The organism is Thermobacillus xylanilyticus (assembly GCF_907165215.1).
Classification (GTDB): domain Bacteria; phylum Bacillota; class Bacilli; order Paenibacillales; family Paenibacillaceae; genus Thermobacillus; species Thermobacillus xylanilyticus.
Genome location: NZ_CAJRAY010000083.1, coordinates 57,975 through 80,253 on the forward strand (window position 1 = coordinate 57,975; position 22,279 = coordinate 80,253).

Here is a 22,279-nt window from a genome sequence, read left to right on the forward strand (position 1 = left end):
CCATGTCGATTACCCATGTGGATCATGTGCTCATCGCCGTGACGGATCTCGATGAAGCCGCGAAACAATACGAAAGATTGGGGTTCCACATTACGGAAGGGGGAACCCATCCGGGGCTGGGAACCGCCAACCGTCTGGCGGTGCTCGATACCGGATATCTGGAGCTGATCGCCGTCCGCGACAAGGCGGCCGCATGGCCGGAACTGGTGCGGCATCTGGAGCAATTCGGTCAGGGGCTGTTCAGTTTCGCCTTCGCCAGCGACGACCTGGACGCGGATGTGGAAGGGTTCCGGTCGCGCGCCGCGGCGAAGCTCACGTCCCTGACGATCGAAGAGCCGCGGGAAGGTGTCCTGGAGACCCCGGGCGGCAAGCGCAGGGGCTGGCGCAAAGCCGACGTGTCCGGGGGAAACGGCGTCAATCCGTTCCTGATCCGGCATGACCAAGACGGCGAAGCGTTGCGGAACCGGTTGTTCGGCGACCGGCCGCCGCATCCCCATCCGCTCGGCTACGGGCGCATTGACCGGCTGGAAGTGGTGTTCCCGACGCTTGAGGAAGGGGAGGCCTGCTTCCGCGACGGCTATGGCCTTCGGCGCGTCGGCGAGCAGTCGGTCTGCCCCAGCCGCCAGGGGGACCGCGTGTTCTTTCCGCTGTCCGACGGGCAGCTCGAGGTGATCGCGCCCAACTCCGCGGACAGTCCGCTGCAAGATTTCGTCACCCGGCGGGGATACGGCCTGCGGGGCGTCGTGCTCACGGTGCCCGATCCCGACGCGGCCGCTGGCGCGCTGGAAGCGAGGGGCGTCCGCTTCATCCGCTCGTCCGCGTCGGGCGCCGTCCAGATCGATCCGGCGGAAGCGGCGGGTGCACGGCTGATTCTCATCAAAGGTTGAAGGTTTGTTACTTCCGCGTTCGGCCGGAGCTGTAACGGTTGCCGCTTCCCGGCCTGCGGATGCGGGCAATGGCATAGATAAGCGCCGGCAGGACGATGAACATCGTGAACGACAAGGGGATGAGGGACGTGGAGATCGTGTGCGTCATCTCCTGATAGTTCGCCGCAACCCAGACGCCGAACAGCGTCAGCAGCAGGGCGACCGGGAACACGATCGGCCGGTAGTCGGCGAGGTTCATCCACTCCGCGGCGCCGATCACGGTGATGTAGAAGAACACGCAAATTTTCACGAAGGCGCCGAGCACCCAGATGGCCATGAACAGTGCCTCCAGATGGGCGAAAAATTCGGCCAGATCGATGTACCGCGCGAGGATCAGGAACGGGAACGAATAACCGCCCGTCAGCTCGCCGAGCAAGAGCAGCGTCACCAGGTTGGACAACACCAGCGTCAGGATGATCGCGCCGAACGTGATCCAGAGGCTCTTCTTCGCATTTTCCCGATCGGAGACATGGGGGAGGAAGAACCACGCGATGGACAGCTCCCCGAACCAGATTTGCAGCACCAGCGAACCTTTCATGGAGGGCAGGATGCCGTCCCCCAGAATCGGCATCATGTACGTGATGTGCAGGTCCGGGATGATGAGCAGCACGATCAACAGGAACAGCAGGAGAAAAGCGGGGAGAAAAAGATCGGCGAAACGCCCCACGATCTCCACTCCGCCCCGCACGGCGAGCGCACACACCAGCACCAGGCTGCCGAGCACGACGATGAGCGGGGTGTCGGACAGGAAAGCGCCGACGACGAACTCGCCGTATTCCCGCAGAACGATCCCGCTGATGTAGAGATAGTACAGCCAGAGCGCGCCCCCGATCACCCAGCCGGGCAGCCGGCCGACGGTGTCCCGGAGCGTCTGGACGACGCTCCGATCGGGGAACATCCGGTTAAGTCCAAGCACGACCGGCACGGCGATGACGCCGCTGAAGGCCCAGACGGGCGACAGCCACAGATCCTGCCGCGCGAAGTTGAAGGAGATGCCCGACGCGGTGAGAATGGCTGTGGGGGTGATAGCGAGATAAATCATCTTGCCCATCTGAAGGGCGGAAATTTTCCCTTTTTCGATCATGGCGCCTATCCGCTCCGTTTCGCGCTCAGTTGTTCGATCATGACGACCGCCGGCCGGAACATCCAGTCGACCATCCGCGACGGTCCCGGCATCCGCGGGTTGTATGCGAGCGCGGCCGCCAGCGCGACGCCCGCAAGGGTCAGGACGAGGGCGGCGATCCGCTCCCTCGTCATGCGCTTCTTCATGCGCGGCTCACCTCTGCTCCTGCCTGAAAAAGTTCTTGCCGATCAGACCCGGTCTAGCGATCCGCAAGTCCGTCTCCAGCCGGACTTCCACTTCCGGGAAAATTTCGTCCCAACGGTCCGCGTTCGCTTCCCAGATTTTCGGGTACTTCCGGTAGAAGTTGTCAGCGAACTGGAAGATGTCGGCTTTGAATTCCTTTTGGGCCTGCCCAAGCGCCATCTTGACGCGGGTATTGACGACTTTCTCCAGTTCCTTTTCCACCTTCCCGATATGGTCCGGAACCGACAGATCCAGATCCGACGTGTTTTCGACGATGTCGTCCTGGCCGGTGATCCGGACGGTCATGATCCAGCGCCCGCCTTCGATCTTCGGGATCAGCCGCGTTTGGCTGCGGTGCAGATGCAGCGAGACGTACCCGTCGGACTGCTCCGGCGAGACGGTCACGGTCGCCTGCTTGATCTCATTGCGCAGCCACATGATGCCCCGGGTGACGTCCTCGTTCACTCGCCCGATCATCTTGCCGTTCTTGATGACCGACACTCCCTGGATATACGGGAAGGACTGCTTTTCGCCCTGCTCCTCGCGGATAACCACGATCGGCAGAACCGCCGCCTTCGATTTGCTGATCAGCATCTGCGCCAGATCCATCATTGTGATGTTCAGTCCGGTCTGCTGTTCGGCCATGTGGACGAGCGCGTCCGCGACCGAGCGTTCGATCGACGGAGAGAGCAGCAGCACATTTTTCGCCGGACCGTCGCAGACGAACACGTGGGCGCGTTCCCTCGACGCGATGTGCCGCATCAGGAAGTCCATCGGCGCCTCCAATCCCGCTCTCGCCATGCGCTCGCCGAACAAGAACACATCGGCCTGTCCCCAGAACACTTTGCGGGATATCTTCTTCTGCAGCCGGGAGGCCGCATCCGCCATGTTGATGCCCGTCACGGAGCGGACGACCGATGTTCCCTTGTTGCCGTCGGGCTGACCCGACATCGAGCCGCTGCCGCTCGGCGATGTCAGATAGATCTTCACGGACAATTCGATTTGCCCGTCTTCCGTCAGATCCACGCCGGTCGCCGTAATGATGGCGAGATCGTTCACTTCCCGCGCGTTCCAGCAGCCGGCAAGAAGGAACGCGCAGACGAGCAGCGACAGGAATGCCGGCGCGGTTCTCCGCCCGTTCGCAAGCATGTCTTTCCGCTTTCGCCTCATCGCTTGCCTCTCCTGTTCAGCATCCAGCGGGGCGCCCGCCACAACACATCTTTCAGCCCGCTGTTTTTCATCGGCGCGAGCGGCGACATATAAGGAACCCCGAAGGAGCGGAGATTGAGCATGTGATTCAGGATGATGATCACCCCGAGGATCATGCCGAGCAGACCCATCATGCCCGCCAGGAACATGATGGGGAATCGGAGCAGCCGGATGGGAATGCCGATGGTGAAGCGGGGGGCCATGAACGATGCGATGCCCGTGATCGCCACCACCATGACCATCGGCGCGGACACGATGCCGGCCGAGATCGCCGCCTGGCCGATGACGAGGGCGCCGACGATGCTGACGGCCGAGCCGATCTGCTTCGGCAGCCGGGCGCCGGCTTCGCGCAGCGCTTCGAACATCGTCTCCATCAGGATGGCCTCCATCAGGGCGGAGAACGGGATCTGTTCCCGCGACCGCGCCATCGTGAGCATGAGGGTGGTCGGAATCATCTCCTGATGGAACGTCACGACCGCCACATACAGGGACGGGCCGAGCAGCGAGATCGCAAGAAAGAAATACCGCAGCCAACGAATCGCCGTGCCGACCACATACCGCTCGTAGTAGTCCTCCGGCGTCTGCAGCAGGGAGAAAAACGTCGTCGGCGCGATCAGTACGGTGGGCGTTCCGTCGACCATGACGACGACGCGGCCCTCCATCAGATAAGCGCTGGCCACATCCGGACGCTCCGTGCTGAGCAGCTGCGGAAAGGGGGAATACCGGTTGTCTTCAATCCATTCCTCGATGTACGAGGTCTCCAGCACATCCTCGATCTCGATCCGATTCAGCCTGCTCATGATTTCCCGAACCAGGGACGGTTGTGCGATACCCTCGATATAGATGACGGCGACCGGGGTTCTGGAACAGGTTCCGATGTGGAGGGTGACGACTTTCAGCTTCGGGCTCCGGATCTTGCGCCGCAGCATGGCGATGTTCGTCCGCATCGTCTCGATGAAGCCTTCGCGCGGCCCGCGCAGCACCGATTCGGCCGTCGGCTCCTCGACGGAGCGCTGCTCCCAGGAGGACAGGCCGAACACGAGCGCCGCGTTCTGGCCTTCGACGAGCAGCACCGGATTTCCGCCGGAGATCTTCTCCACGGTTTCTTCGATCGTGCCGCAGGTTTGCACGGATGCGACGGTCGTCTGATTCCGGATATCTTGCAGCGCAGGGTTCGGGCCGGGACCGTCCCGGAGCGGCGCGACGACATGCTGGTCGAGCTCTTCCAGCCGGATGAGGCCTTCAATATAGACCAGCATGGCCGGGGTGTGGCCGCCGATGACCATGTCATGGAAGACCACGTCGGCGCAATCGCTGTAGACGGCGCGCAGCCGCCGCAGATTTTCCCGCAAATGATTGGAGAGTTTCATCGCCATCCCCTGCCGTGTGCGTTTGGTTCCATTGTTTGCATGCGGGGCGTGTTTTATCCAAGGTGCCGCGTTCACAAGATGCTCGTTTGCCGAGTGGAAACATGTGCCGTATAATACGTGGAAATGAGCCATGGACAAGGGGGAGACGGCAATGGCGGGAAGAAAAGGATGGCTGGCTCTGCTTCTGCTCGCCGTCGGACTGACCGCATGCGGCGGAGGCGGCGGGAACGGGACGGGGCAGGGAAAGGCGGACGAGGCGGACCGGGTGGCAGCCGAAGGAGAGCGGCTGTACATGAACCGGTGCATGTCCTGCCATGGCGGCGAACTGGAAGGGGGCTTCGGCCCGGAGCTGCGGAATGTCGGGGAGCGGATGAGCAGGGAAGAGTTCATCGCCGTGGTCCGGGACGGCAGGAACACCATGCCGGCGTTCAGGGACCGGCTGACGGATGACGAGATCGGGGCGATCATCGATTGGCTGGACAAGCAATGACAGCGGACAAGCGTCCGCTGTCATTGCTTTATCGGCTTGCCGGGCCGACCGCCGCTTGCCGGTAGGCGGCCGGCGGCTGCCCGAGGACGGCCTTGAAGTCCTTGATGAAATGCGCCTGGTCGAAATAGCCGAGCTGCAAGGCCAGCTCCGTGAGCGACGTCGAGGCGTCCTTCTCGATCCGCTCCGCCGCTTCCTGCAGCCGGAACCGGCGGATCACCCATTTCGGCGTGACCCCGACATGGCGCTGGAACAGGCGCTGCAGCTGCCGGATCGACAGCCCGGTCAGCTCGCAGAGCTGCTCCACCCGGACGACGGATCGGTCGCGCATCACCTGCTCCACGATGCGCGCCGCCTGTTCGGCCTGCGCGTCGGGACCGGGCAGGCGCGCGAGCAGGAAGTCCTCCGCCTGCCGCGCCATCGCTTCGTCATCGCCCGCGTCCAGCACCGCATCCATCCATCCGGAAGCCGCCGGGCCGAACAGATCGGCTGCCGGAATCGTCCTCCCGGTCAGGCGGGAGACATCGTCCCGCCAGAACGGGTGGAAGCAGCCCGCGCGGAACTTGACGCCCAGCACGCGGCACGCTCCGCGCAGCACGCGCACGAACGGCCGCTTCGTGACGCCGTAGATGAGCGCCCGGCGTCCGTCGACATCGTGCTCGAACGCGAGGTGGACATTCGGATAGGACAAGATCCGCTGGGTGTACGACTCGCCGGGGGGAAGATTGTAGCGGACGATCCAGTAATGCTCGATGAACGGCTGAAGTTCGGCGCACGGTACGTAGCGGTTGAGCGAGAACTTGTCCAGGCCGGCGGCCGCGTGCACGATGCCGCGGGTCGAACCGCCGTCTTGTTTCGGTCTCATGCGCATCCCCCGTTCTCTTCCGATGACCTGTCGCCTTTTTACAATACATCGGTCGGCCGATGGCCTACCATGAACATATCACAGAATATGGGAGGAATCGAGATGTCCGAACAGACCGGCCGCAAGGGCGTCACCGGGCAATATACCCGAAACGGCACGCCGAATTGGTACACCGCCATCACACCGTTCATCATCGTGGACAACCCCGCCGCAGCCATCGCCTTCTATGAAGCGGTATTCGGCGCCAAGTTGAAAAACGCCACCTCTTTCGGCAGCGGCGATGATGCCGTGATCGTCCACGCCGAGATCGATTTCGGCAACGGCTATCTGCAGCTCGGCGCGCCGACACCCCAGTTCAAGACGGTGCTGCCGCCGGGAGACGACACGGCTTGCTATTCGCTGGGCCTCTATGTGCCGGATGTCGACCGGGTGGTGGAGCTGGCCGTCGAACACGGCGCAGTGGTCCGCGAGCCAGCCATGGATTTTGTCTCCGGGGACCGTTACGCCAGCATTCTGGACCCGTTCCGCGTCCGCTGGACGATCATGTCGCGCATCGAGGATTTGTCCGAGGAGGAAAGTATCCGCAGAGTAAGCGAGTGGAGCAAGCGTTTCAACTAGCCGGAGAGGAGCGATATCGCCGCGTCGATGATCCGTCCGATCAGAGCGTTCAGGATGATCGGGCGTCCGGACGCGATGCTCGCCCAGAGTCCGAACCCGGACAGGGATACCGCCGCGAATACGGCGGTGTCCCTGTACATTTTTTTGCGGATCAGCCAGGCCGCCTGCAGGACGATGGTCGGCGCCAGCACGATGTACAGCACCCACATGTACGGTCAACTCCTTCGGCCGCGGCTTTGGATTGCGCGTCTGATGCGCAAGGACAGCAGCATCAGGGAAGGAATGAGAATCGTATAGAAACTGTCATAGGCGAACGTGATCTTGTTACTCAATATCCGGTTCTGGATCGGGTTCTCATAGATGACGACGGCGGCGGCGGAGAGCAGGATGGAGAGCGCCACGAGATGCGGCCAGCGGGCGGCCGGCCTGGACAATTCACGGATCGTTTCGAATGCCGCATAGAGCAGCACCAGCAGTTTGATGAATATCAGCGTGATCAGGATGACGATCAGCACGGAATGGATGTTGACGATGATTTTGCCGAATTCCACTTCCTGGACGACCGTATAGATCGGATAATTGATCCGGCCCGCGCGTTCCGGTCCCAACAGACCGGTCACCATGAACACCACCAGGCTGATCGACATCGCCGCGCTGGCCAAGCCGAGCAGCAGGGCGCCCGCGGCTCCCGACCGGACCTTCGGATAGAGCATCATCAGCGCGAACGTCTCCATGAAAGGAAAGCCCATAAGGGACGTGAAGCGGAAGATCTCCCACGGATTCTGGAACGCGGGCAGCAACCGTTCCCAGTCCCAATCCACCGTCGCCAGCATCAGAATGGTCCAGAACGGAAAGACGAGGAACGGCGTGACGATCCCGTTCAGCCGCCCGATTGTTTCCGTTCCCTGGACCACCGTATAGCTGGCAACGAGCAGAAACATGACATGGAACATCGAAGGCGGCGTTCTCGGCATGATCGTCACGTTCATGAAGTCGCTCACGTTGCGCAGCGCCCATGCGCCGATCATGCAGAACCAGAGCAGATAGAGAATGCCGACGATCACGCCCGCGGGTCCCCAGGCCTCCCGCGCGATCTGGACCGGACTTTTGCCCGGGGAAGACCTGAGCAGCAGAATCCACAGCAGCGCGGCGAGCATGCCGTATGCGCCCGCCCACAGGGGCATCAGCCAGGCGTCCCGTTTGCCTCGCTGTATGATCTCGTTGATGGTCACGAACAGCGTGGTGCCGAGTGTGAAGTTTACCGTGAGCAGATAGAACTGCGCGCGAGAAATCATGGCTCTCCCCCTGCTCCGTCATAGAGTCCGCCCAGGTTGCCCATTCCCCTGAGCCGGGTCTCGACTTCGATCTTGATCTCCGCCTCGCTTGCCGCCTGATCCGGATCCGGAAGGTTCGGCGCCTTTCGGTGCAGCAGGCTGCGGATGCGGAGCAGATCCCAGCCCTTCCTGCGGGTTTTGTCCACGAAGGTTTTCAGCTCTTCGGCGAAGACCTGGTTCAGATGCTGTTCCAGCTTTTTGAGCTCATCCAGCGTCTGCGGAAAATATTCTTTCATGGCGATGGTGGAGAACTCGAACTGAAGCCGGATCCGGACGACGGGCTTGCCGTCTTGCCAGTCCAGCCGCCGCTCCATGCGCTTGGTCTTCATGATCACCGTGATGTGCTCGCCGCGAAACGGAAAGCGCCGCACGAACCGCCCTTTTTCGCCGGTGAGCACGTGATACAGAACCAGGTCGCCCTCGTTCAGGCGGCCGACCATCCGGTAATCCCGGATGACCGCTCCGCCGCTCACCCTGAGCTGGTTCCGGTTCGCGTCGATCTCCGCATTGACATCAAAGCTGTTGAGATGGCCTGTCTTGGATGTCGCGGCGACGATCGGGATGACGACCATTTCTTCCCTTTCCACCCGCTCGATGACGTCCCGGAGTTCGATCCTCCGGCCGGCCTTGAGCGTGAAATCGTACATCAGGTCGAGCCGGGAAACGATGGAATCCGCCGGGTTCCGCTCCAGGGGGGTGAATGTTCGCATCACTTCGGCGATCGAACCGTCGACGACCAGCAGCGGGATGGAAGTCCGGGCGTCCGGCTGAAGTTCGGAGAAATTCAAGAAATCCCGCATTCCCTGCCTGGCGGCGCGTTCGGAAATCAGGACGGCCTTGGCGTGATGGAGGAACATTCTTCTGGGCAGGACATTGTAGAAGGACGCCTGCGCTTCTCCCGGTGATTTGCCGCTGGCCGTGTAAGTATAGACGGGAGCTTGCTCGCCTCCCGGGGCGCCCTGGGCGGAGGCGCCGGTGGCCGGGTTGATGACCTGCAGGTAAACCGTATAGATGCCGCTCTCCGGATCCCGGTCCAGCCCGGCCAGACTGACGAGCGACAGTTCGTTGATTTCGACTTTGTCCCAGCAGGATGTCAGCAGTGCCGCGCACAGCGCGAGGACCGCCGCCGCGGCGCGTTGTCGGCGTGACATGCCCATTCCTCCCGGTTACTTTCGTTTCAGCCGCCGGATGGACGCGGGGAGAAGGTTCGGTTTCATCGAGGGACGGGGCGCGCGTATCAGTACATCGCGCCAGTCGTCCTTGTTGGCCGGCGCGAGCGGGGTCAGGTACGGGACGCCGAACGATTTCAGCGACACCAGATGGGCGAGCAGGAACAGCGCGCCGCACAGGACGCCGAACAGCCCCATGAACCCGGCCAGCAGGATGAATGTAAACCGGAGCAGCCGCTGCGACATGCCGAAGCTGTACACCGGCACGACGAAGTTGGTGATGCCGGTCACCGCGACGACGATGACGACCGCGGCGGAGATCAGCCCGGCTTCCACGGCCGCCTGTCCGAGGACGATCGCGCCGACGATCGACAGCGCCTGTCCGACCGCCCTCGGCATGCGCAACCCCGCTTCCCGGATGATCTCGAACACGATCTCCATCAGCAAGACCTCCAGGAAGGCCGGCAATGGCACGCCTTCCCGCTGGGCGGACAGGCTGATGAGCAGTTCAGTCGGGATCAACTCCTGATGAAACGTCGTGGCGGCGACGAACAGGGAAGGCGCGAAGACGGCGGCGAAGAACGAGATCAGCCGGATCCAGCGGATGAACGTCGCGATGTCCGCCCGCTGATAATAGTCTTCGGCCGAGTTGAACAGCTCGTGGAATGTGAGCGGCGCGATCAGGACGAAGGGCGTGCCGTTCACCATGACGGCCACCTTGCCTTCCAGCAGGTGGGCGGCCGTCTTGTCCGGCCGCTCGGTGTTCAGCAGCGTCGGGAAAGGCGTCAGAATCCGATCCTCGATGTACTCTTCCACATAGGAGCTCTCCAGCACGCTGTCCGTCCGGATGGCCGCCAGCCGGCTTCTCACTTCCCGAACAAGCGTTTCCGGTGCGAGGTTCTCCATATAGACCATCATGACGGTCGAACCGCTCTGACTGCCGATCGTCATCTGTTCGAACCGGAGCGACGGATTGGCGATGCGCTTGCGGATCAGGCCGATGTTGATCCGGATGTTTTCCGTAAACCCTTCGTAAGGACCGCGGATCGTCGGTTCGGTCCTTGGTTCATCGACCTGGCGGCCCGGCGCATTGTACGTGTCAATGAGCCAGAGCCGTTCCCGCACGGCGTCGATCAGCACGCATTTGCCGGTGATAACCGCCTGCAACACCTGTTGCCGCAAGGTTTCATACGGCGCCGTGAACGGCAGTTCTTGAATATACTGGTTGCCTGAAGCTGCCGGTCCTTCGGCGAACGTGTTCTGCTGAACGGAGCTTACGATGAACTCGTCAATGGTCCGCTTGTCGACCAGCGAATCCAGATAGATGCATTGCACGATGCGGTCCCCGTCCGGGATCAGGGAACGGCAGACCAGATCCGGGGGAGACCCGAGCATCGTCTGGATGTCGCCGGCCAGATCGGAACCGATCGAACGGCCTTTTGTTCTTCTTCCCATCGCCGGACCTCCGGATGACATTGTTCCGTGCGCGCGGCGGGGCCGTCTCCCTTGGAGAAGGCGTCAACCGCTTTCTTGACTGTCAGGACGAGGTAATCTATAATCTTCACCGTGCGCGAAAACTTCATACGGAAGATTTGGGAGGAGCCTGTCACCGACGGGCTTCTCTTTGTATTAGGATAAATTATGGAAGGAGAGGAACGATTTGGATTTTATATTGGAGGCCATGCTGCAGCTTGCCATCATCGTGGCGGCAGCAAAGCTTGCGGGGGAGCTGGCGATTCGTCTGGGCCAGCCTTCCGTGCTGGGCAAGCTGCTGGCGGGTGTCCTCGTCGGGCCGGCCGTGCTTGGATGGGTGGAGTCGTCCCATTGGGTCGAGGTATTCGCTGAAATCGGCGTGCTGCTGCTCATGTTTCTGGCCGGCATGGAGACCGACCTGAAGATGTTGAACGAGAACCGCACGTCCTCGCTGGCGGTGGCGACGGGTGGAATCCTGTTTCCGCTGCTGGGGGGGTACGCCGTCGGGTTGTCGTTCGGACTCGATTCCGCACATGCCATTTTCCTCGGGCTGCTGCTGTCGGCGACATCCGTCAGCATTTCGGTCCAGACGTTCCGCGAGCTGGGGAAACTGGGCGGCAGGGAAGCGACGACGGTGCTGGGCGCCGCCATTGCGGACGACATCCTGGTCGTCATCGGGCTGGCCGTGGTCCTCGGCCTGCTGGCGTCCGGCGGGGTCAGCCTCGCAACGGTGATCGGCCTGATGGTTGCGTTCACCGTCGTGGTCGTCCTGATGGTATGGAAAGGCATTCCGTTCCTGCTCCGGCAATCGGCCCGTCTGTCGGTTACCGAGCCGGTGCTGAGCGCGGCCATCGTCATCGTGCTGCTGATGGCCTTCGCCGCGGAATATTCGGGGATGGCCGGCATCATCGGCTCGTTCGCCGCCGGACTGGCCGTGTCCCGCACCGAGTTCAAGGAGAAGGTGGAGCGGGGGGTCGAGCGGATCGCCTACCCGGTATTCGTTCCGGTCTTCTTCGTCAGCATCGGACTGCATGTCTCGTTCGACGGTCTGTCCGAACAATGGTTGGAGCTCATCGTCCTGTCCGTCCTCGCCGTGTTGACGAAGCTGATCGGCGCCGGGCTCGGCGCCCGCCTCACCGGTTTCAACCGGAAGTCCTCCCTGATTATCGGTTCGGGCATGGTGTCGCGCGGGGAAGTGGCGCTGATCATCGCGTCGCTCGGACTCGGGAACGGGCTGGTGCCGCTTGACCTCTATACGACGGTCATTCTGGTCGTCGTCTTCACGACGCTGGCCGCGCCGCCCATGCTGAAATGGACGCTCCGGGAACCGAAGGGCGCGGTCGAGCGGACCTGAACCTTTCGGTTCGCAAGAGCAAGGATGACAAAAAGCCGGCTTAATGGCCGGCTTTTATTGGTATCAGCGGTGCGTTACGACCCGGACGGCATCCAGATCCGGTAATTTCCGGTCAGCGCCAGCATTGCGAAGAAATAGAGGCAATTGTCATAATAGCGCCGATTGCCGGTGCGGACGGGCGTCCGCCAGAACAGCTCGACCGCCCGGCGGGCATGCGGGCCGTCCGCCGCCAGCGACGCCATCGCGTTCGTCGCGATCAGGCCGGTCGGATGAAGGGCCGGCTCGTCTAACGGCTCGCCCGCGATGGTGTACCGGCGCAGATCGGCCGGATCTTTGTCCGCGAAGAACGCCTGGATCAGGTTCGCTTCCTTCACGTTCCACGGGTCGGCGCGGAACCATTCCCAGTCGAGTCCGATATTCGCCGCCACGCGGTACGAATCGCTGAAGAAATGGCCGAAACCGCGCACATGGTTCGGCGTTCCGTCATAGAACGCATACTCGGGCGCCAGGCCGGTGACGGGATGGCAGGCGGTCTTCAGGAATGCCCGGCTCGCCTGCGCCGCTTCCCGCCAGAACGCCCGGTCTTCGGGATAAGCCCACAGGGCGAACAGTTCGTAGAAGTGGGGCAGATGGTAAGACGGGTCGGTGAACTCGCAGTTCGGGATGAATTTGATCAGCTTGTTGTCCGGGTTCCACATCGGCCGGCCGACGCCGTCCTCGCCTTTGTGCAGGCAGGTGCGGAGCAGATCCCGGGCCTGGCGACCGTAATCGAAGATGCCTTCGCCGTCGCCCCAGCGGTGCGAAGCGAAGAACAGCGCGAGCGCGAAATATTCTTCGCCGTCCGGAGCGGGGCCGTTCGAGTTGCGCGAACCGTCCGGCAGGCAGGACCAGGCGAAATACCCCGCATGCTCGCCTTCCGTCATGTACATGTAGGTCATCGCCCAGCGCCAGATCCGGTCGAAAATATCTTTGCGGTCCATCTGCACGGCCATCATCATGCCGTACGACATGCCTTCCGTGCGGACGTCGAGATTGCCGGTATCGAGCAGGTAGCCCATATCCGGACCGGCTTCATAATAAATGCGCGTCTCGGCATGATCGCCGTCCTCGCCGAACAGCTGATCCCATGTGTCCTGCAGCCGCCCCGCGGCTTCCTGTTCCGATGCAAGTCCGTACTCTGCTATGACGTTGCGGTATTGTCCGGTATGAAACGCTCCTTGCTTTGCTTCCGTCATTTCGGCATGCTCCTCCAGTGGAATTCAAATGTGTCATGTTCAAGTGCGTCAAGACTTCGCCGCTTCGATGGCGGCCCAGAACGCCGGCTTGGCCTGCAGCTGCCTGTCGAACAGGAGCGGCGCGTCCGTCCGGCCCTGAACGGGGAAATCGTGCAGCCACGTGTGGCTGTCCGCGATCCCCCAGAAGACGACGGCGCTCACGAGGTCCCGGTTGTCCCTGAACGCTTCGAAAAATTCGCGGTACCGGTCGGCCTGCTTCTGAATCACGGCCTCGGGAATGTCGTCGCCGTAATCGCTGCGGTTGTTGTACGCGTAAATGCTCATATCCATCTCGGTGACGATGTTGTCGAGGCCGAGCCCGGCGAACTTCCGCATCGACTCGATCAGCGAATCGGCGGACGGCCAATCGACATTGACGTGCGTCTGATGGCCGACCCCGTCGATCGGCACGCCGCGGTCCAGCAGCTCCTTCACCAGCTCGTAGAGCCGGTCGCGCTTCGCCGGTTCGTTCGTGTTGTAGTCGTTGATGTACAGCTTCGCGTCCGGACCGGCCGCTTCGCGCGCGGCGCGGAACGCCGTCTCGATGTAGTCGATTCCCGCGATCTGGTACCATTCGCTGTTGCGGAGGCCGCCCGGGTCCGACGGCTCGACCACTTCGTTCACGACATCCCACGATTTGATGTCGTCCTTGAAATGTTCGACGACGACGCGGATATGGTTCTCAAGCCGCTCGAGCAAGAGTTTCTTGTTCTCCTCCCGCTTCGCGGGATCGGTCTCGTCCGTCATCCGTTTGCCTTCCCGGTCATGGAAGAACCAGGCGGGCGTCTGCTGATGCCAGACGAGCGTGTGGAACCGCAGCTGCATGCCGTTCTCCCTGGCGAACTCGACGATCCGGTCGGCCTGCTCGAAGCGGAACTGGCCTTCCGTCGGCTGCAGCAGCATCGGCTTCATGACGTTTTCGGCCACGAGCATGTTCACGTGCTTCTTCAGCAGTTCGGCCATGGGACCTTCCGTCTGTTCCGGCGTGATGGCCGCGCCGATCGGGAAATCGTCGGCATACGCTTCGGCCAGCGACGGAATATCGGTCTGGACGGCCGGTTCCGTCGGTTCAACCTTAGCTGCGGCCTCTTCTTCCTCGGCCGCCGCATCGCTCTCCGCATCGGCGTTCTCCCGCGTCTGACCGCCGCTGCCCGCCTCTTCCTCCATAACCGGGCCGCTTGCCGCAGCATCCGGCTCTCCGGCATTGCGCGCCGAGCAGCCGAGCGCCAGCAGCAGCAATACGGCCGCGAGGAGCGCCGCGCCGCTGCGCGCGGCTTTCGTTCTGCCGCCTTGCCTCATCTTACCGCCCCTCCGGATCACTGACATCATGCCTGTGAAACAGAAATTAGGAGTTGGAAATCTGTTGAATGAAATGTACAATGATTTTCCCGGGATGTAAATTGAGTCTTAAATTTTTGCTATGAAAACTATATTTTTTCAAGTTCCGTCCACCCGTTCATTTCTGTAAACTGAAAAGAAAACGGCATGGGCGAAACTTTTGTGGATGTAAGCGGTTACAGATTGTGAGGGAATCTACTTTTTAACCAGGCGGATATTTGTATCCGGCGAAATCGACGTTCTGCCGAACACCGGGGAAGAGCGCGCATGCGAAGTTGCGCAAACGAGCAAATGCAACGATGCGAAAGGAGCAACGGTCATGCACAAAGTATTGCTCGTCGATGACGAAGTCTTCGCGCGCACGGGACTTCGCGGCTTGATACCATGGAACTCTCTTGGATTCGAGATCGTGGCGGAAGCGGAGAACGGCGAAGAAGCGCTCCAGATGATCAGGGACGAGCAGCCGGACCTCGTCGTGACCGACATCCGCATGCCGGTGCTGGACGGTCTGGAGCTGATCCGGACGGTCAAGGAGCAGGAGATCGGAAATCCGAAATTCATCATCATCAGCGGATACAATGACTTCAAGTATGCCCAGCAGGCGGTCCGCTTCGGCGTGGAGGATTTCATCCTGAAGCCGATCGACGAGGCGGAGCTGGAGGACACGCTGAAGCGTGTTGCTGAATCGTTAAAGCGGGATCAGCTGCTGGAAGCGGGACATCCGGCCTTGCATCTGTCGCTGCTCGAGAGCCTGCTGACGGGAAGGCTGGATAAGCCGTACATCCCCGGCGCGGCGGCCGCCCTCGGCCTTCCCGCCGGCCGTGAGCTCTGCTACATCATTGCGGAAGTGAACGATGTCGGCGCGGAGGCTGACACGGAATCCGCCGACGCGGGTCATTGGAAGGCGGAGTTGATCCGGGCGGCGGCCGCATTGACGGGCGGCCGGGAACCGCTGCTGCACGAGCACGGCGAGTGGACCGCGGGCCTGCTGCTCCCGCTCGGCGAGAGCCTGCAATCGTGGGAAGCGGCGGCGGAGAAGCTGCGGCAGGCCGTCCGGCTGCGCGGCGGCGTCCTGCGCCTGTATGTGGGCAAGCCGGCCGGGACGCCGGAACAGATCCATCGCTCGTACCGGTCCGCCAAGCAGACGATGGATTACAAATATGCGCTTGACGGGCAGGCCGTATTGTCCGGCAAGGATACGGAAGGCCTGGCGCTCGTCCGGACGGAGCTGCCGTCCGATCTGTTCGACCGGCTGCTTCACGCGATGGAAGAGCGCGATGCCAACGCGGCGGAAGCGGTGCTCGACGAAATCTTCGACACGTTCCGCTCGTCACGGTTCGCTCCGGACGCGGTCGCGGCGTCGATTGCGCGGCTGATCCGGGCCGTCAACCGGACGGTGCAGGCGATGGACGGCGACGAACAGGCGCTGGCCGGCTGCACGGCGCTCGCCGGATGGCAGGAAAAGCCGATGACGCTGCAGGGGCTCAAGCGGCTTGCGGCAGCGTTCGTCGAAGAAGCGTCGGATTACATGGCGGAGCTTCGCAAAGAAAAGGCGAAAGGCTCGATCCACAAAATCAAACAGCACATCGAGCGCCATTTCCGCGAGAACATCAGCCTGAAGGTCATCGCGCAGCAATACTACATGAACCCGGTCTACCTGGGGCAGCTGTTCAAGAAAACGTACGGCGTCTATTTCAACGATTTTCTGCTGGATCTGCGCATCCAGGAAGCGAAGCGGCTGCTCCGCCAGACGGATATGCGCATCTACGAGATCGCGGCGGAAGTCGGCTTCAGCAATCCCGAGTATTTCGCGGCGCAGTTCGAGAAAGTCGTGAGCATGACGCCGAAGGAATACCGCACCGCCCTGACGTCGAAAACATGAAGAAGCACCGGAACAAAAAAACATATTGGAAAATTACAAATGTTCTATTGTTCTTCTATGGCGGTTCACGGTGCTTCATTCCTATAATGAAAGGGAAACGGAACGCTTCGGCGTTCTGTTTTTACGATATAAGAGTTTAAATTTTTTCAGGCGTCCATCCCTTCGCTGCGATGGAAGAAGGCGGGTAGCCTTTGACCGCTTTGAACACGTTGCTGAAGTACGCGACGTCCTTGAAGCCGCATCGTTCGGCCACTTCGCTGACAGTGAAGCCGCCGGCGGCGAGCATCGCTTCGGCGTTGTTGACGCGGATCGTGTTCAGGAACGCGCGGAAGGAAACGCCGGTCTGCTGTTTGAACAGCCGGCCGAGATAGACCGGGTGCAGGCCCGCGAGCTCCGCCAGCCGGCCGATGTCGAGATCTTCGGCGTAGTTCTCGGCGAGGTAGGCCTTCATCCGCTCGATGCGCGGATCGGGGGCCAGATCTTCCGTCCGGTGCAGCGCCGTGACGAGCAGCCGGTGGAGGATCAGAAGAAACTGGCCGCGCGCCTGCATTTTGTATCCGGGCTGCTTGCTCATCCAGATCTGGTTGAACGCCTTGATCTGCTCCAGCAGCGGTCCCGTAAGCCGGAACTTCGTGATGGTCGCAAGCGGCAGCCGGGTCTCGTTGTTCGGGGGCAGCCACAGAAAATTGAACGCGTAGGAATGCATCGGCGAGTCGGCATAGGTATTCGCTTCACGAATCGACCCCGGCGGAATGTAGATCAGGTTGCCGGCTTCGGCGGTATGTTTTACGCCGTTGACGTAGTAGTCGGCCTTGCCGCCGACGACGAAGGTCAGGTCATGGAAATCGATCGGCCTCCGGATGATTTTCCAGTCGGGGTAACAGCGCCGGTCGACAAAGAGCACCACTTCGGGCACCAGATGATCGTATTGGGACAATGCCATGGGCACTGAGCCTCCTTCGTTCGGCTTGCTGACGCGTTCATGTGCGGAATACGGATCGCAGCAAAGGTTCCTGCAACTATCCTATCACGGGTCATCACTTAGCGTACATAAGGAGGATTCATTCATGTCCGTCGCGAACGCCACTTCCGACACCGGTTACGATGCCTGGCTCCGGTACGACCGATTGCCGGAGAGGCAGGCCGGGGTGCTGACCGGCTGGTGCCGCCGGATCGTGATGCCGGAGCGGGAAGGTCTGTTCCACACCGTTCGGCGCGAATTGACGGCGGCGCTGGCGTCGCTGCTCGGCATCGAGCCGGTCGTCACGGATGTGCTCGACGCGGATGCGGACGCAGCGGACACGACCGGCGCGGGGCGGGCGCTGGTCGTCGCGACGGCGGAACGCGCCGCCGGCCTCGGGCTGCTTGCCGGAGAAGAAGCCGGGGCATTGCATGCGGATGGTTTCGTCATCCGAACCGTCCGCCGGGGAGACGTCCGGGCGGTGCTGCTGGCGGGCGGCACGGCGCGCGGGCTGCTGTACGGCGCATTCCATTTTCTCCGGCTCGCGTCCATCGGCAGCCTGAACGATCGCGCTCTCGAGCAACTGGATATCGCGGATCGCCCGCGCAATCCGCTGCGCATGATCAATCATTGGGACAATATGGATGGCAGCATCGAGCGGGGTTACGCGGGGAAATCCATTTTCTTCCGTGATGGAAAATTTATTGCGGACAAGACGCGCGTCCGCGATTATGCCCGGCTGCTCGCATCGATCGGCATCAACGCGCTGACGATCAACAACGTTAACGTGCATGAAACGGAAACGAAGCTGATCACGGACGAACTGCTGCCCGATGTCGCGGCGACGGCCGACATTTTCCGCGAATACGGCATCCGGCTCATGCTCAGCATCAACTTCGCCGCTCCGATCCAGGCCGGCGGCCTGCCGACGGCGGATCCGCTCGATCCGGCGGTGCGCGCGTGGTGGCGCGAGCGCGCGGCAGCCATCTTCCGCCGGATTCCGGACTTCGGCGGCTTCCTCGTGAAGGCCGATTCCGAATTCCGGCCGGGGCCGTTCACCTACGGCCGGGACCACGCGGACGGCGCGAACATGCTGGCCGAGGCGCTGGAACCGTTCGGCGGCATCGTCATCTGGCGCTGTTTCGTCTACAACTGCCTGCAGGACTGGCGCGACCGGACGACGGACCGGGCGAAGGCGGCGTATGACCATTTCGTGCCGCTCGACGGCCGCTTCAAGGACAATGTGCTGCTGCAGATCAAGAACGGGCCGATGGATTTCCAGGTGCGCGAGCCCGTGTCGCCGCTGTTCGGGGGCCTCACGCGGACGAACCAGATGCTCGAGCTGCAGATTACGCAGGAGTACACGGGCCAGCAGCGCCACCTCTGCTACCTGGTGCCGCAATGGAAGGAAGTGCTCGATTTCGACACTTATGCCTGCGGCGAAGGGACGACCGTGGCGCGCATCGCAAGCGGCAGCGCGTTCGGTCGCGAGACGGGCGGCATCGCGGGCGTCTCCAACATCGGCGACGATCCGAACTGGACCGGCCATCTGCTGGCGCAGGCGAATCTGTACGGATTCGGCCGGCTGGCGTGGAATCCGGAGCTGTCCGCAGAAGACATCACCGATGAATGGGTGCGGCTGACGTTCGGCGGCGATCCCGAGACGGTCCGTACGATTGCGGAGATGCTGCTGGACTCCTGGCGCATTTACGAGAACTATACGGCGCCGCTCGGCGTCGGCTGGATGGTCAATCCCGGACACCACTACGGTCCGAACGTCGACGGATACGAATATTCGAAGTGGGGGACGTACCACTTCGCCGACTGCCGCGGCATCGGCGTCGACCGGACGGTGAAGACGGGGACGGGCTTTACGGCCCAGTACCACAAGCCGCACTCCGAGATCTATGAATCGCTTGAGCAGTGCCCGGATGAACTGCTGCTGTTCTTCCACCATGTGCCGTACACGCACCGGCTGCATTCCGGCAAGACGGTGATCCAGCATATCTACGACACGCATTTCGAGGGCGCCGAGCAGGCCCGCGGGCTGGTGGAGCGGTGGTCCGGCCTGAAGGGCCGGATCGATACCGGCCGGTTCCTGCAAGTGTTGAGACGGCTTGAGGAGCAGGCGGAACACGCGAAGGAATGGCGCGACGTCATCAACACCTATTTCTGGCGGAAATCCGGCATACCGGATGCGCGCGGGCGCAAGATCTATTGAAGGGCGCCGCGCGCATGTTCGCCGATTGTCCATACGCCGCCCCAAGGAGGATGAGAACATGTCGGCCAACCATCCCGTCCGCGTCGCGTTGATCGGCTGCGGCGCGATCGCTCCGGCGCATGTCGAAGCTTGTGCATCATTTCCCGGGCAATGGGAGATTGTCGCCTTGTGCGACATTGTGCCGGAAAAAGCCGAAGCGCTCAAAGCCCGCTTCGGGCTCGAGCAGGCTGTCGTGGCAGATCATGCGGAGAAATTGCTCGATCTCGACTTCGATCTCGCGTCCGTCTGCACGCCGCCCTACACGCATGCGGAACTCGCCATTCTGTTCCTGCGCGCGGGACGGCACGTCATCGTCGAGAAGCCGATGGCGGCTTCGCTGGAGGAATGCGACCGGATGCTGGCCGCCGCGGCGGACAGCGGCAAGGTGTTGTCGGTCATTGCCCAGAACCGGTTCCGCACGCCGCTCATGAAGCTGAAGCGGATGCTGGATTCCGGGCTCGCCGGCAAACTGCTGCATGTGCAGGTCGATTCCCATTGGTGGCGGGGCTACAGCTACTACGATCTCTGGTGGCGCGGAACATGGGAGAAGGAGGGCGGCGGCTGCACGATCAATCACGCCGTTCATCATATCGACGCGATGCTCTGGATGGCCGGCATGCCCGTGGAAGTGCAGGCGTACCTTGCGAACACGGCGCATGACAACGCGGAAGTGGAGGATCTGTCCGTCGCGATTTTCCGCTATGCGGACGGGGCGCTCGGCCAGCTCACCAGCTCCGTCGTCCATCACGGCGAGGAACAGCAGCTTGTCTTCCAATGCAGCGGCGCACGCATCTCGGCGCCCTGGCGGCCGAAGGCCGGAATCGCGAAGCCGAACGGCTTCCCGGAGCCGAATCCGGAGCTGGAACGGAAGCTTCAGGAAGCTTATGACGCCATTCCGGATCTTGAGCACGAAGGCCACGCCGGACAATACGCCGATGTGCTGAACGCGATCCGGACCGGCGGGAAGCCGCTGATCGGCGGCGAGGACGGACGGCGGACGCTCGAGTTCATCACCGCCGTCTACAAAGCGGGCGCGACGGGTCAGGCGGTCCGGCTGCCGCTTGCGCCGGACGATCCGTTCTACACCCGCGAAGGAATTCTGGCCCGGGCGGTGAAGTTTTACGAGAAGAAACGCTCGGTCGAAGGTTTTGCGCCATCCGGCGACATTACGACCGGCAGCGATTACCGATAACGGGTGCCGCGGCATGCCGAAGAACAACGGTATGCCGCGGCAGTGTACCGCATGAAGGTTGAGCGCATGGGGAACCCGGCCGCATGCGACGCCCGGCAGTCCGGGTTGCGGATGCGGCTGTGAAATCCTATCAAACAACAATCAGCGAGGTGAACCGGGCATGGCCGAACTCAAACTGTGGGAAGTTTTCAAGGACGACTTCGACATCGGCGCGGCGGTGAACGTCCGGACGGTGGACAGCGCGGCGGAACTGCTCAGGGCGCAGTACAACAGCATCACGGCGGAGAACGAGATGAAGCCCATTAATACGCAGCCGTCTGAAGGCGTTTTCACCTTCGAGCAGGCGGACAAGATTGCCGATTTCGCCGCGAAGCACGGCAAGAAGCTGCGCGGACACACGCTCGTCTGGCACAACCAGACGCCGGACTGGTTCTTCGAAGCGCCCGGCGGCGGTCCCGCCGGCAAGGAGACGCTGCTCCGGCGCATGCGCGACCACATCCATGCGGTGGCGGGCCGGTACAAAGGGCGGACCTACTGTTGGGATGTCGTGAACGAAGCGGTCGCCGACGAAGGCGAACAGTGGCTGCGGGCGTCGAAATGGCACGACATGGTCGGGCCGGAATTCATCGTCCGCGCGTTCGAGTACGCGCACGAGGCCGATCCCGACGCGCTGCTGTTCTACAACGACTACAACGAATGCAATCCCGCGAAGCGCGACAAGATCATCCGCCTCGTGAAATGGCTCAAAGAGCAGGGCGCGCCGATCCACGGCATCGGCATGCAGGGGCACTACAATCTGGCGTCGCCGTCCATCGCCGAGGTGCGCGAGGCGATCGAGAAGTACGCCGAGCTCGGCCTGGTCATTCATGTGACGGAACTGGACATGTCCGTCTACGCCTGGGATGACCGGCGAACCGATCTGCTCGAGCCGACGGCGGAAATGGTGGAGCGGCAGGCGGAGCTGTACGAGCAGCTGTTCTCGCTTTACCGCGAATACCGGGACGTCATCCGCAGCGTCACGTTCTGGGGCGCGGCGGACGATTATACGTGGCTCAGCTATTTCCCGGTGCGCGGGCGGCGCAACTGGCCGCTGCTGTTCGACGCGCAGCACCGGCCGAAGGAGGCGTTCCGGCGCGTCGTGCGGACGGCGGGCGCTGAAGCTTGAGCCGGCGGAAACCGGCAATCGCAGCCGGTCTGTTCCGGAGAAACGGACGGACCGGCTGTTGCCGTTCCGCGGGCTCAGATTCGTGAGCACCGCCGC

General features: G+C 62.2%; 20 protein-coding genes. 8 read left to right on the forward strand and 12 right to left on the reverse strand.

The window, feature by feature from the left end; translation table 11 throughout:
• The first annotated feature begins 2 nt into the window (after window positions 1-2).
• Window positions 3-887 carry a VOC family protein gene (locus tag KJQ12_RS15575; RefSeq protein WP_213485705.1) on the forward strand — a complete coding sequence of 295 codons (885 nt, stop codon included), beginning with the start codon at window positions 3-5 and terminating at the stop codon, window positions 885-887.
• Between the two features lie 7 nt (window positions 888-894).
• Here the strand turns inward: KJQ12_RS15575 and KJQ12_RS15580 are convergent, their stop codons facing one another.
• Genes KJQ12_RS15580 through KJQ12_RS15595 form a run of 4 tightly spaced genes read right to left on the reverse strand, consistent with a single transcriptional unit; the run spans window position 895 to window position 4,811 of the window.
• Window positions 895-2,010 carry a GerAB/ArcD/ProY family transporter gene (locus KJQ12_RS15580; protein WP_213485707.1) on the reverse strand — a complete coding sequence of 372 codons (1,116 nt, stop codon included), beginning with the start codon at window positions 2,008-2,010 and terminating at the stop codon, window positions 895-897.
• Window positions 2,011-2,015: 5 nt separating this feature from the next.
• Window positions 2,016-2,195, reverse strand: a complete 180-nt coding sequence (locus tag KJQ12_RS15585; RefSeq protein WP_015255623.1) for a hypothetical protein — start codon at window positions 2,193-2,195, stop codon at window positions 2,016-2,018.
• A gap of 7 nt (window positions 2,196-2,202) precedes the next feature.
• A complete protein-coding gene (locus KJQ12_RS15590; protein ID WP_213485709.1) occupies window positions 2,203-3,402 on the reverse strand; it encodes a Ger(x)C family spore germination protein in 1,200 nt (399 codons plus the stop codon).
• Window positions 3,399-4,811: a spore germination protein gene (locus tag KJQ12_RS15595; RefSeq protein WP_213485711.1), complete on the reverse strand. Its 1,413-nt coding sequence runs from the start codon at window positions 4,809-4,811 to the stop codon at window positions 3,399-3,401. Before KJQ12_RS15595 ends, KJQ12_RS15590 begins: the two co-directional genes overlap by 4 nt.
• A gap of 151 nt (window positions 4,812-4,962) precedes the next feature.
• Between KJQ12_RS15595 and KJQ12_RS15600 the strand changes: the two genes are divergently transcribed.
• A complete protein-coding gene (locus tag KJQ12_RS15600; protein ID WP_213485713.1) occupies window positions 4,963-5,301 on the forward strand; it encodes a c-type cytochrome in 339 nt (112 codons plus the stop codon).
• 28 nt (window positions 5,302-5,329) lie between these two features.
• Here KJQ12_RS15600 and KJQ12_RS15605 read toward each other — a convergent pair whose 3' ends face one another.
• On the reverse strand, window positions 5,330-6,163 hold the full coding sequence (locus KJQ12_RS15605) for an AraC family transcriptional regulator (RefSeq protein ID WP_213485715.1): 834 nt from the start codon (window positions 6,161-6,163) through the stop codon (window positions 5,330-5,332).
• 102 nt (window positions 6,164-6,265) lie between these two features.
• Here KJQ12_RS15605 and KJQ12_RS15610 point away from each other — a divergent pair, with 102 nt between their 5' ends.
• The gene (locus KJQ12_RS15610; protein ID WP_213485717.1) at window positions 6,266-6,781 is read left to right on the forward strand and encodes a VOC family protein; all 516 of its coding nucleotides are present in this window, start codon (window positions 6,266-6,268) and stop codon (window positions 6,779-6,781) included.
• Here KJQ12_RS15610 and KJQ12_RS15615 read toward each other — a convergent pair.
• The 4 genes from KJQ12_RS15615 to KJQ12_RS15630 are packed head-to-tail and all read right to left on the reverse strand — an operon-like array spanning window position 6,778 to window position 10,739.
• Window positions 6,778-6,990, reverse strand: coding sequence for a hypothetical protein (locus tag KJQ12_RS15615; RefSeq protein ID WP_213485719.1), 213 nt, complete (start codon window positions 6,988-6,990; stop codon window positions 6,778-6,780). The two genes, KJQ12_RS15610 and KJQ12_RS15615, sit on opposite strands and share 4 nt — an antisense overlap.
• Window positions 6,991-6,996: 6 nt before the next feature.
• Window positions 6,997-8,076 (reverse strand): GerAB/ArcD/ProY family transporter, encoded by a 1,080-nt coding sequence (locus KJQ12_RS15620; RefSeq protein ID WP_213485721.1) that lies wholly within the window; start codon window positions 8,074-8,076, stop codon window positions 6,997-6,999.
• A complete protein-coding gene (locus tag KJQ12_RS15625) occupies window positions 8,073-9,266 on the reverse strand; it encodes a Ger(x)C family spore germination protein (RefSeq protein WP_213485722.1) in 1,194 nt (397 codons plus the stop codon). The genes KJQ12_RS15620 and KJQ12_RS15625 overlap by 4 nt, the downstream gene beginning before the upstream one ends.
• Window positions 9,267-9,281: 15 nt before the next feature.
• A complete protein-coding gene (locus KJQ12_RS15630; RefSeq protein WP_213485724.1) occupies window positions 9,282-10,739 on the reverse strand; it encodes a spore germination protein in 1,458 nt (485 codons plus the stop codon).
• Between the two features lie 226 nt (window positions 10,740-10,965).
• Between KJQ12_RS15630 and KJQ12_RS15635 the strand changes: the two genes are divergently transcribed.
• Window positions 10,966-12,111 carry a cation:proton antiporter gene (locus tag KJQ12_RS15635; protein WP_213485877.1) on the forward strand — a complete coding sequence of 382 codons (1,146 nt, stop codon included), beginning with the start codon at window positions 10,966-10,968 and terminating at the stop codon, window positions 12,109-12,111.
• Window positions 12,112-12,185: 74 nt separating this feature from the next.
• Here KJQ12_RS15635 and KJQ12_RS15640 read toward each other — a convergent pair whose 3' ends face one another.
• Together KJQ12_RS15640 and KJQ12_RS15645 are read right to left on the reverse strand one after the other, a co-directional pair.
• Window positions 12,186-13,346, reverse strand: coding sequence for a family 8 glycosyl hydrolase (locus KJQ12_RS15640; RefSeq protein ID WP_213485726.1), 1,161 nt, complete (start codon window positions 13,344-13,346; stop codon window positions 12,186-12,188).
• A gap of 48 nt (window positions 13,347-13,394) precedes the next feature.
• Window positions 13,395-14,684 (reverse strand): endo-1,4-beta-xylanase, encoded by a 1,290-nt coding sequence (locus KJQ12_RS15645; protein WP_213485751.1) that lies wholly within the window; start codon window positions 14,682-14,684, stop codon window positions 13,395-13,397.
• Between the two features lie 358 nt (window positions 14,685-15,042).
• On the opposite strand from KJQ12_RS15645, the gene KJQ12_RS15650 reads away from it, so the two are divergent.
• Window positions 15,043-16,605 (forward strand): response regulator transcription factor, encoded by a 1,563-nt coding sequence (locus KJQ12_RS15650; protein WP_213485754.1) that lies wholly within the window; start codon window positions 15,043-15,045, stop codon window positions 16,603-16,605.
• Window positions 16,606-16,741: 136 nt separating this feature from the next.
• Here KJQ12_RS15650 and KJQ12_RS15655 read toward each other — a convergent pair whose 3' ends face one another.
• Window positions 16,742-17,548 carry an AraC family transcriptional regulator gene (locus KJQ12_RS15655; protein WP_213485755.1) on the reverse strand — a complete coding sequence of 269 codons (807 nt, stop codon included), beginning with the start codon at window positions 17,546-17,548 and terminating at the stop codon, window positions 16,742-16,744.
• A gap of 124 nt (window positions 17,549-17,672) precedes the next feature.
• Here KJQ12_RS15655 and KJQ12_RS15660 point away from each other — a divergent pair, with 124 nt between their 5' ends.
• The 3 genes from KJQ12_RS15660 to KJQ12_RS15670 all read left to right on the forward strand — a co-directional run bounded on the left by KJQ12_RS15660 (window position 17,673) and on the right by KJQ12_RS15670 (window position 22,183).
• Window positions 17,673-19,787, forward strand: a complete 2,115-nt coding sequence (locus KJQ12_RS15660) for an alpha-glucuronidase family glycosyl hydrolase (RefSeq protein WP_213485756.1) — start codon at window positions 17,673-17,675, stop codon at window positions 19,785-19,787.
• A 58-nt stretch (window positions 19,788-19,845) separates the two neighbouring features.
• Entirely contained in the window at window positions 19,846-21,018 is a 1,173-nt protein-coding gene (locus KJQ12_RS15665; protein WP_213485757.1) for a Gfo/Idh/MocA family protein, read from the forward strand.
• Window positions 21,019-21,178: 160 nt separating this feature from the next.
• Window positions 21,179-22,183 (forward strand): endo-1,4-beta-xylanase, encoded by a 1,005-nt coding sequence (locus tag KJQ12_RS15670; RefSeq protein ID WP_015255604.1) that lies wholly within the window; start codon window positions 21,179-21,181, stop codon window positions 22,181-22,183.
• Window positions 22,184-22,279 lie beyond the last annotated feature (96 nt).